The organism is Streptomyces sp. NPDC001868 (assembly GCF_040297125.1).
GTDB lineage: Bacteria > Actinomycetota > Actinomycetes > Streptomycetales > Streptomycetaceae > Streptomyces.
Map to the genome: position 1 here is coordinate 64,661 of NZ_JBEOYO010000045.1, position 8,880 is coordinate 73,540.

The 8,880-nt window shown below is 69.9% G+C and carries 8 protein-coding genes; all 8 read left to right on the forward strand.

The window, feature by feature from the left end; translation table 11 throughout:
- Window positions 1-13: 13 nt before the first annotated feature.
- A complete protein-coding gene (locus ABT147_RS35950) occupies window positions 14-874 on the forward strand; it encodes an ABC transporter permease (RefSeq protein WP_351414178.1) in 861 nt (286 codons plus the stop codon).
- Between the two features lie 148 nt (window positions 875-1,022).
- Complete coding sequence (locus ABT147_RS35955; protein WP_351414180.1) at window positions 1,023-2,138, forward strand: ABC transporter substrate-binding protein; 1,116 nt, start codon at window positions 1,023-1,025, stop codon at window positions 2,136-2,138.
- 80 nt (window positions 2,139-2,218) lie between these two features.
- A complete protein-coding gene (locus ABT147_RS35960) occupies window positions 2,219-3,280 on the forward strand; it encodes an LLM class flavin-dependent oxidoreductase (RefSeq protein WP_351414182.1) in 1,062 nt (353 codons plus the stop codon).
- Window positions 3,280-3,939, forward strand: a complete 660-nt coding sequence (locus ABT147_RS35965; protein WP_351414184.1) for a cysteine hydrolase family protein — start codon at window positions 3,280-3,282, stop codon at window positions 3,937-3,939. Before ABT147_RS35960 ends, ABT147_RS35965 begins: the two co-directional genes overlap by 1 nt.
- Window positions 3,940-3,944: 5 nt before the next feature.
- On the forward strand, window positions 3,945-5,270 hold the full coding sequence (locus ABT147_RS35970; protein ID WP_351414197.1) for an NtaA/DmoA family FMN-dependent monooxygenase: 1,326 nt from the start codon (window positions 3,945-3,947) through the stop codon (window positions 5,268-5,270).
- Window position 5,271: 1 nt separating this feature from the next.
- Window positions 5,272-6,678, forward strand: a complete 1,407-nt coding sequence (locus ABT147_RS35975; protein ID WP_351414186.1) for an MFS transporter — start codon at window positions 5,272-5,274, stop codon at window positions 6,676-6,678.
- Window positions 6,678-7,178, forward strand: coding sequence for an NAD(P)H-dependent oxidoreductase (locus ABT147_RS35980; RefSeq protein WP_351414189.1), 501 nt, complete (start codon window positions 6,678-6,680; stop codon window positions 7,176-7,178). Before ABT147_RS35975 ends, ABT147_RS35980 begins: the two co-directional genes overlap by 1 nt.
- The gene (locus tag ABT147_RS35985; RefSeq protein ID WP_351414191.1) at window positions 7,175-7,675 is read left to right on the forward strand and encodes a flavin reductase family protein; all 501 of its coding nucleotides are present in this window, start codon (window positions 7,175-7,177) and stop codon (window positions 7,673-7,675) included. Before ABT147_RS35980 ends, ABT147_RS35985 begins: the two co-directional genes overlap by 4 nt.
- Window positions 7,676-8,880: the final 1,205 nt, after the last annotated feature.

An 8,880-nucleotide genomic window follows, 5' to 3' on the forward strand; every position in this document is an offset into this window, starting at 1 on the left:
GGGGGTGCGGGAGATGACCTTGACCGACGAACTCACCAGCGCCACCCCGGCGACGGAGCCGGAGACACCCGTCGAACCGTCGCGCTTCAGTCTCAGGCATCCGAGGTCCCGGATCGCGTGGGTCCGTCCCTCCGTGTGGCTGCCCCTCGCCGTGATGCTGGCCTTCCTCGCCGTCCTGTGGCAGTGGGGAGCCAGGGAACTGCCCTACCTGCTGCCGCCGCTGCCGAAGATCGGCGGCTCGCTCACCACGGAGTTCGGCTACTACGTCGACAACGCCCTGGTCACCCTGGGTGAGGCGACGGCCGGCCTTGCGCTGGGGTTCGTCGCCGCGGTCGTCCTCGCGGTGCTGACGACCGAGCTTCCCGTGGTGCGCCGGGCGGTCATGCCGATCGCGGTCGTCCTCAACGTCACTCCGCTCGTGGCGATCGCACCGGCACTGGTCGTGGCCTTCGGTTTCGGCCCGCTGCCCAAGCTCGTCATCGCGGGCCTGATCTGCTTCTTCCCGATCCTCATCAACACCGCGGCCGGTCTGCGGTCCGTGCCGCAGCAGGTTCTGCAGGTGTACCGGACGATGGACGCGGGCCGCTTCGAACTCCTGCTGCACGTGCGCTTCCCCAACGCGCTGCCGTTCCTGTTCGCGGCGCTGCGCATCGTCTTCCCCCTGTCGATCGTCGGCGCGGTGGTCGCCGAGATGTCGGCGTCCGGATCGACCCGCGGCCTCGGCACCGCCATCAGTGTGGCCTCGTCGATGAACCAGCTGCCGGTCGTATACGCCTCGATCCTCGTCCTCGCGGTCCTGGGCGTACTCCTGCTGCTCGTCGTGACACTGGTGGAACGCCGCGTCCTCCACTGGCACGACAGCGCGCACAACTGACCGCCCTCACGTCCCTGTCCCCGGTCGCCCGCGATGGCGGGGCGCTCGGCGGCCCATGCCCTGATCCGCGCCATTGGCGCCCCTTCCCCGGCACACCCCTTCCCCGGCACCCCATTCCCCGGCGGCCCCCGCCAGTTCGGAGTCACCCATGCAGTCCACCCTCATCAGATCCGGCCTCGCCTCCCTCGCCGCCGTCGCGCTGACGGCCGGCCTCGCGGGATGCGGCTCGGACTCCTCCGACAGCACCTCGACGGGCTCGGCAGGTTCCGCGATCTCCGCCGCGCGGTGCGCCGAGAACAAGGCCGCCGGAAAGATCACCTACCTGTCGGGCTACCAGTACCAGTCGTCGGTGTCGATCCTCGAGTACATCGCCGCCGCCAAGCTCGGCTACTTCAAGGACCTCTGCCTCGACGTCGCCCTCAAGCCCGGCACCGGCGACACGGCACAGAACACCAAGCTGCTCGCCAGCGGACAGGCGACCGTGAGTCCGGTCGCCGAGCAGGACGTCATCCAAGCCCGAGCCAACGGTATCGACATCACCGGCATCTCCTCGTACTCGAACGCCGGCCTCGAGATCTTGATGACGAACAAGGACATCACCAAGCTGCCCCAGCTCGACGGCAAGGTCGTCGGCCACAAGGGCTACGTACCCGCCACCGTCCAGGCGATGATGGTCAAGGCCGGAGTCAAGTGGAACTCGCTCAAGCTGGTCAAGCAGGGCTACGACCCCTCCGTACTGCCCCGCAGGCAGGGCGGCCTGGAGGCGCTCACCGGATTCGTCTCCAACGAGCCCAACCAGCTCAAGGCGGCAGGCGACGACATCACGGTGTGGAAGCCGGTCGACTACGGCGTCCCGAGCTCACTCGGCGCGATGGCGGTGAACCCGGCGTTCGCCAAGGCCCACCCGCACGCCGTCGAGGACATCCTGCGCGCCGCGCTGCACGCCTACGACTACTGCACGTCCAGCGACAAGCACATCGCCGAATGTGTGGGGTACGCGGCCGAGTTGTCCGGACCGACCTACGACAAGAAGCTGAACACGGCGATCTGGAAGACCGAGACGCAGGTCGTCAAGGACAACCCGACGCCCGGACAGCCCCTGGGCGGCATCGACCCCGAGAACGTCACAGGGCTGGTCGGCATGTTGCACCAGTTCAGGATCGTGCCCGACAGTGTGACCGCCGACCAGGCCCGGGGGTGGTTCGACGCTTCCTTCGTCAAGAACGTGTACGCCGCCGACAAGCTCGTCTGGCCCGCCCCCTGACCGCACCCGCCGCTTCAGCAGCCCGCACGGCTCCCGGCTCCCCGCACGGCGCCGGCGATCTCACAGAAGGACTCACCCGCATGCCCGCGAAAGAGTACGGAATCTTCCTCCCCATCGGGAACGGCGGATGGATGCTGTCCACGACCGCACCCCACCCCGAGGCGACCTACGCGTGGAACAAGCGCGCAGCCATCCACGCGGAGACCATCGGCCTCGACTTCGTCATGTCGATGGCGAAGTGGCGCGGCTTCGGCGGCAGCACCGACCACTGGGGCCGCTCGCTCGAATCGATGACGATGATGGCGGCACTCGCCGAGGCGACCAGCCGCGTCAAGATCTGGGCGACCCTGCACGCCAACGTCCACAACCCCGCCCTCGCGGCGAAGATGTACGCCACCCTCCAGGACATCTCCGGCGGCCGCGCGGGCATGAACATCGTCAACGGCTCCTACGCGGGCGAGTTCGAGCAGTTCGGCCAGTGGGACCCGCGGCTCAGCCACGCGGACCGCTACCGGATGACGGAGCTGTGGACGGAGGCGGTCACCCGCCTGTGGACCGAGGACTCCGTCACCATGCACACGCCGTACTTCGACCTCGTCGACTGCGAGTCCCGCCCGCATCCGGCCACCCGCCCGACCCTCATCAACGCGGGCAGGTCGGAGGACGCCCGACGCTTCCAGGCCAAGTACGCCGACGGCGCCTTCCTCTCCGCCGAGAGCCTCGACGAGATGCGGATGCTCTCGGCGGACGTCCACGACCGGGCGAAGGCCCACGGCCGCGTCTGCAAGACCTACTCGATGCTCACCGTCGTCCAGGACGAGACCGACGAGCTGGCCGCCAAGAAGGTGAAGCAGTGGGGCGCGGGGCTCGACCGCGAGGCCCTCGCCCACATGCGTCGCACCTGGGGCATCCCCGAGGACCAGGCGCGCGCGTGGGCCGACGGCGCGGACGGCGAGGCGGCGTTCCAGACGCCGTACGTCGCCGGATCGGCGCAGACGGTCACCGACCACATCGAGTACATCGTGCGCGAAGCCGACCTCGACGGACTCATGCTGATCTTCCCGGAGTACGACGAGGACATGCTGCTGTTCGGCGAGACCGTACTGCCCACCCTGCGCGCCCGCGACGAGGTGGCCGCCTGATGCCCGGCCTGCGCGACACCCAACTCGCCCACCTCACCCGACCCGGCAGCGGGCCCGCGCTGGTCGTGGTCGACGTACAGCGCGACTTCGCCGATCCGGCCCGCCTCACGGAATACGGGCTGACGGACGCCGCGCTGGCTGCCCTCGACCAGGCGGTCACCCGCGTCAGCGACCTCGTCGACGCGGCACGCGCCGCCGAAGTGCCCGTCCTCTGGGTCGAGTTGGGCAGCGACCCGGCCCGTCCGTGGCGGGCGAGCAACTGGCTGCGCGGTGGCGACTACGACGCCCCCATGAGCCCGGCCGAACCGTGCGTCCTCGGTACGCCCGGAGCCGAGTGGTACCGCGTGTGCCCCGCCGAGGGCGAACCGCGCGTCGTCAAGCGCGGTTACAGCGGCTTCCTCGACACCGATCTCGCCGCCCGGCTCCACGAGGCCGACTGCGACTGGCTCACCGTCGTGGGCCTGACGAGCGAGTGCTGCGTGTACGCCACGGCCCAGGACGCCCTGCAACTGGACTGGCCCGTGGTCGTCCCTCGGGACGCCACCGCCGCCTACGACCTCGACGTCAACGCCGCCGCCCTCGCCCAACTGGCACTCAACGTGGCCGTGCTCAGCGACGCCGACGAGGTCACCGAGATGTGGAAGAAGGCAGCGCGGTGACCGGCATGCACATCGGCTACGACCTCTCCTTCACCCACACCGAGGGTGCCTGGGCCCGGCAGGGCTCCTGGGTCGGGCACGACTTCCCCGACGTACGCATGTACATGGAGCTGGCCCGGACGGCCGAGCGCGCCGGCGTGGACCTGCTGTTCTTCGGTGACGGAAGCGGCATCCCCAGCACCTGGCGGGGGAGCATCGAACCGGCCGTCGAGTGGGGCATCCAGTGGCCGCGCCACGACATGTCGCCGGTCATCGCGGCGATGTCCACCGTGACCGAGAAGATCGGCTTCGGGCTGACGTACTCCTCGACGTTCATGCACCCCTTCTACGTCGCCCGGCTGCTCAACTCACTCGACCACGTGACCGGCGGACGCATCGCCTTCAACGTCGTCGCCTCGACGCGCGGCGCGGACGCGGCGAACTACGGGTTCAACGAGCTGATGGACCACGGTCTGCGCTACGAGCGGATGGAGGAGTTCGTCAAGGTCTGCCGCGCGCTGTGGGACTCGGTGGCACCCGACGCCATCGTGCGCGACCGGGACACGGGCCGGTTCGCCGACCCCTCCAAGGTGCACCCGATCGATCACGAAGGGCGCTTCTTCACCGTCAAGGGCCCGCTCGCGTCGGTGCCCAGTCCACAGCACCACCCGCTCGTCGTCCAGGCGGGCAACTCGCCCCGTGGCATCGTCGCGTCGGCGCGGCTCGCCGATCTCGTCTTCGGTTTCGGCGGCAACCTCATGGCCCAGCAACGCCACCGCAAACTGCTCGACGAGGCACTCCTCGCCGAGGGGCGCGACCCGGCCCGCGTGGGCATCCTCTGGGCCACACAGGTCATCGTCGGCCGCACGACTGCCGAAGCCGAGGCACGCCGTGACGCGGTGCACGAGTTCTGGAGCGAGGAGGCCGTCGCCACCTACCTGTCGCACAACGCCGGCTACGACCTCTCGACGCTGCCGGAGTCGTTCCGTCTGGCCGAGCTGCGCGACGAGATCGTGGCGGCCAACGCGAGCCCTGCGGGTCTTGTCGGCTCGCTCATCGCCGAGTTCGGTGAGAACCACACGATGAGCCGGAGCGAGTTCTTCGCGCACGGCCGTGGCAGGGCGACGGGGCTCGACCACAGCATCGTCGGCGCCCCCTCCGCCGTCGCGGACGCCCTGGAGGAGAACTTCGCCGCCACCGGATCGCGCGGCGGCTACATGTTCTCCAGCCCGCTGGCCATGCCCTCGGGCTTCGCCGAGATCAGCGAGCTGCTGCTGCCGGAGCTGCGCCGCCGCGGCGCGCTCGCACCGGCCTACCCGGGCGCCACGCTGCGCGAGAACCTGGCGGTGTGAGATGGCCACACCGAGCGAGCGACGCCACTGGCTCGCTCTCGGCAGCCTGTGCGCGGGGTTCTTCATGCTGCTACTGGACAGCACGATCACCTCGGTCGCGCTGCCCGCACTGATCACCGGCCTGCACACGACCGAAACACTCGCGATGTGGGTCAACAGCGGCTACCTCATCGCCTATGCCGTGCCCCTGATCATCGCGGGACGGCTGGGCGACCGCTACGGCCACCGGCGCGTCCACCTGGTCGGGCTCGCCGCGTTCACCCTCGGGTCGCTGCTGTGCGCGCTGGCCCCCACCATCGCGGCACTCATCGCCTGGCGGGTGGTCCAGGGCGTCGGCGCCGCGCTGATGACTCCGCAATGTCTCACCATCGTCAAGGCGCTGTTCCAGCCGCCGCGCCTCGCCGTCGCGCTCGGCATCTGGGGCGCGGTCGGCGGAGCCGCGGTGGCCGTCGGGCCGCTGGCCGGCGGTCTGCTCGTCGCCGTCGGCGGCTGGCCCGCGGTGTTCTGGGTCAACGTCCCGGTCGGCATCGCCGCGATGGCCGCCGTGGCCGCGTTCGTACCGGCCTTCCCGCGCCAGAAGGCGGGCATCCCGGTGTGGGCGATCTGCGCGAACGCGACCGGCGTCGGTGCACTCGTCCTCGGCATCCAGGGCACGGACGCCGCGAGCGCGGACGTGCTGGGTGTGCCCCGGTGGCTTCTCGCCGTGGCAGGCACGCTGGTCGTCGCGGCCGTCGTCTGGCTACAGCGTCGCGCCGGGCAGCGCGCGCTCGTGCCCGTCGCGTTGCTCCGCAGCCGCGGGTTCGTCACCGCGTCCTGGGCCGGCGCCGCCGCTGCCTTCAGCGCCGGCTCGGCCATGATCCCCCTGATGCTCTACCTCCAGCAGGAGCGTGGGCTCGACCCCGGCGCGGCGGCGCTCACCCTCGTACCGATGGGCGTGCTGTGCCTGCTCGGAGCGCCCGTCTCGGCCCGGCTCAACAACGGCATCGGGCCCCGTGCGGTCGCCGTCATCGGCTCACTCGCACTCGTCGTCTCCATCGGAGCCTCGGCGGTGCTCGTCGCGACGGACGCGCCGATCCCCGCGCTGACCGCCGCCTTCGCGGTGTACGGAGTGGCCAACTCGTTCGTCTGGTCGCCCCTGTCGATCGCGGCGGTGAGCTCGGTGGCGCCGGACGAGGTCGGGGCGGCGTCCGGAACCTTCAACGCCATGAAGCAACTCGGCGCCGTGCTGGGCAGCGCGGTCTGTGCCGTTCTGCTGGCCGGATTCGACTACGCGGCCACCCTCGGCGGCCTCGCCGCCGTCGGAGTGCTCTGTCTTCTCGCGTCCGTGTTCCTCCGAGTCGACCGTCCCGGGGCCGGTACTCCCGCGGTCTCCACCACCGCGCCCCCTCTACCCACAGGAGTCGCCTGATGAAAGCCGTCGCCGTCGTCGGAAACCCCAAGGCCGGCTCGCGCACCCGCGACGCCGCCGAACGCCTCGCCGCAACCCTCGGGCTCGACTGCGAGGTCCTCGAAGTCACCGCCCTCGGAGCCGGCCTGCTCACCTGGGGCGACCCGGACGTCACCGCGGCCGTCGAGCGGGTCAGGTCCGCCGACATCGTGATCGCGGCATCCCCCGCCTACAAGGGGACCTACACCGGCCTGCTCAAGCTGTTCCTCGACCAGTTCCCCACGGCGACCGGCCTCGCCGGCCAGGTGGCGTTGCCCCTCATGCTCGGTGCCGGACCGGCGCACGCCCTCGCCCCCGAACTCACCCTCAAACCCGTGCTCGTGGAACTCGGCGCCACCTGCCCCGCACAGGGCCTCTACCAACTCGACTCCACCTACACGACGGATGACTCACTCGCCCGGTGGGCCGGACAGTGGGGTCCGATCGTGCTCGACGCCACGCAGACGGGAGCAGACCGATGACCGCGCTGAAGGGTTTCACCTCGGATCACGCCGAGGTCAAGAGGGCGTTCGCCGGATTCCCCTCCGGAGTCGCGGCCGTTTCGGCACGGGTCCAGGACGAACCCGCCGTCATCGTCGTCTCGTCCTTCACCGTCGGAGTCTCGCTCAACCCGCCCATGGTGTCCTTCGCCGTGCAGCACACCTCGACGACCTGGCCGGTGCTGTCCCGCGCGGACACGATCGGGGTCTCCGTCCTGGGAGAGGAGCACAGCGACAAGACCCGGCAACTCGCGTCCCCCAGCAAGGAGGGCCGGTTCGCCGGTGTCGAGACGGTCCAGGCGGAGTCCGGCGCCATCTTCCTCAAAGGTGCGCCGGTCTGGCTGGAGTGCACCGTCGAGCACCGCTACCCGGCCGGCGATCACGACATCATCGTGCTGCGCGTGCTCACCATGCTGACGGACGACGACCACAACCCGCTCGTCTGGCACCGACAGGCACTGAAGATGCTGGACAGTTGACAGGACCTCGGCGGGCTGTTCCGGGCGCGGTGAGCGTCCGGAACAGCCCGCCGAGGCAGGAACCGGTGCCGTAAGGTCCCGGCCGGGGAGGCCTCCCCAACCCGCAGCCACGGGCCGTGCGCCGCGGTTCCGCCCTCCGGGGACGACGCACGGTCAGTCGCTCCAGCTCGGCCTGAACCTGTGACAGTTCCCTGCGCGGTAGCTCGACCCGCTCTTTCAGCCGCACCTGCCGCTCGGTGTTCTGCCGCGGTAGCCACGCCGACATCGCCGAGGCCCCTCCCCGAGATATCCATCAACTCGTCTGGCGTTGGAAGGAGTTTGCCCGACAGGGCAAGGTCCCACGGCGTCAACATCGCCGACCCAGCTTGACGCCTCGCCCACGGCCGCGTCGCCAAAAAGCTGGACACAGACCGGCACACCCGCCGCCAACACCGAGCCCAGCGAGGAGAACACCGGCGGCGGGCAATGGCCACCGGTCACGTCGGCGTCCGGGATTCCACCACCCGCAGACACCCGCACCACCGAGATGACCTGGCACCCCTGCGCCACGATCCGGACTCCCGCCTGACCACGACGGTTCCGGCACGCCCTCCGCACCGAATCATCACCGGGACTTGTGCGCCCTGGCACACCGCGCGAAGCGCCGCAGCCCACTGCCGACGGCCCGGTCCGCGCTGCTGGAGAGATCCGTGAGGTTGAGACTTCCGATTCGAGCGTCACCCGAGTCCCACAGGCCGACGGCACCCTGGTCAAACTTCCTGTCGCCGAGGACTCCGAGTTGCTTTGGGAGTGAAAGCGGATCCGGGCTATGGAAGAGGGGCCGACCCCTCCCCTGTGAGGGCTCTCTCCGTAAGCGATCAAGTGGGGTCGGCGTTGCGTTCAGTAGGTAGACCTCACAGCGTGGGGGCGACCCGGCGACCCGGCGACACCGTAGGCGTAGATGCCTGCATAGGCAGGATTGTGCAGCGGGGTCCTTCCGGTTCTAGGAACGCGCCCTGATGGCGGCTGCGAGACGCAGGGCGACGTCGAGATCGTTACTGATCTCGGCTCGTTAGGGTGATGTTTGCTGAACTTGCTGATGTGGGTGTGGTGTTGTCGGTAGTCCGTGGTGTGTGAGATACGCGGATGGGGGCGGGCTGACGCCTGGAGCACGGCGGCGTCGGGAAGCGGTGCGGATACAGGCGGCGGAGCTGTTCACGCAGCAG